At 62.8% G+C, this 1,236-nt stretch carries 1 protein-coding gene; it reads right to left on the bottom strand.

Translation table 11 applies throughout. The features are described 5' to 3' along the window. Positions 1-132: 132 nt before the first annotated feature. Positions 133-1,155, bottom strand: a complete 1,023-nt coding sequence (locus WMO24_RS00030; RefSeq protein WP_349213953.1) for an SDR family oxidoreductase — start codon at positions 1,153-1,155, stop codon at positions 133-135. Between the last annotated feature and the right edge of the window lie 81 nt (positions 1,156-1,236).

The raw sequence follows: 1,236 nt of genomic DNA, 5'->3' as shown, positions 1-1,236 counted from the left end.
TTCCCGCCTTGCGGGAAAAACCCGGCACCCTTTGTGGTTGTCAAGGCGGTTTGACGATGCAGCCGCGCAAAAGGGGCTCCTTCCCGGCGTCGTTTTCTTACGGAACCCCGGCCACAAAGCCTGCCGCTTTTTTTATGCCTGAAACGCCGCCAGCCCCGCCTGATAAGCGGCGCAGACCCGGTCGCACCAGCGGTCGAACACGGGGTCCGGCTCCTGGCATTCCGGGTGGGCGCACATGTATTCCACCGCCTGCCGGATCCCTTCAGCCATGGACACGGTGCACACAAAGTCCGGCACCAGACGCTTGATCTTGGTGTTGTCGAACAGGACGTTGGCACATTTGTCGCCGTGCAGATCGCCGTTCAAGTCGTACTCGTCCTGGCAGGCCACCAGAAAATCGGTGGCGATGTGCACGGGGTGCAGCTCCACGCCCAGCGCCCCGGCAAGAATTTCGTAAATGCGGTTCCAGCTCAGCGCTTCGTCGCTGGTGATATGCACCGCACTGCCCAGCGCCCGGGGATTGCCCATGAGACCCACAAAGCCTTTGGCAAAATCCGACGCATGGGTGGCAGTCCACAGGGAGGTTCCGTCGCCGGGAATGATGGTGGGCTTTCCTTCGCGCATGCGGGCCAGGACCTGCCAGTTGCCCCGGGTGCCGTGCAGAGCCACGGGTGCCTTGCGCTCGCAGTAGGTGTGGCTGGGCCGCACGATGGTCACGGGGAACCCGGTCTCCCGCATGCGGGCGTTCAGCGCTTCCTCGCAGGCGATCTTGTCCCGGGAATACTGCCAGAAGGGATTGACCAGAGGCGTGGACTCGGTGATGGGCAGCGCCGCCAGGGGTTTCTGATAGGCCGACGCGCTGCTGACAAACAGATACTGGCCGGTGCGCCCGTCAAACAGGTCCATGTCCCGGCGCACGTGGTCGGGCGTGAAGGCGATGAAGTCCGCCACCACGTCAAAAGTGCGGCCCGCCAGCACCCGCGCCAGCGCATCGGGGTCCCGTACGTCGGCACAGAGCACCTGTGCACCCTCGGGAACCCGGTCCATGCAGCTGCCCCGGTTCACCAGCGTCAGCTGCCAGCCGCGCCGGGCCGCCAATGCGCAGACCGACTGGCTGATGGTGCCGGTGCCGCCCAGAAACAACGCTCGTTTCATCTTGAAAACCTCCTCGTATTATAAAGTAGTAGTGTTTATAGACCCTCTCCAAGGTCTATATGCTATACTGTTGGAGATACT

It is taken from the genome of Ruthenibacterium intestinale (assembly GCF_040096265.1).
GTDB classification, from domain to species: Bacteria; Bacillota; Clostridia; order Oscillospirales; family Ruminococcaceae; genus Ruthenibacterium; species Ruthenibacterium komagatae.
Note: the sequence above shows the minus strand (reverse complement) of the source record. Positions and strands in the feature narration are given on the sequence as shown.

Bases quoted from the DNA above. Each gene is read 5' to 3' on its own strand.
- WMO24_RS00030 (WP_349213953.1), bottom strand. From the start codon at position 1,155: ATGAAACGAGCGTTGTTTCTGGGCGGCACCGGCACCATCAGCCAGTCG.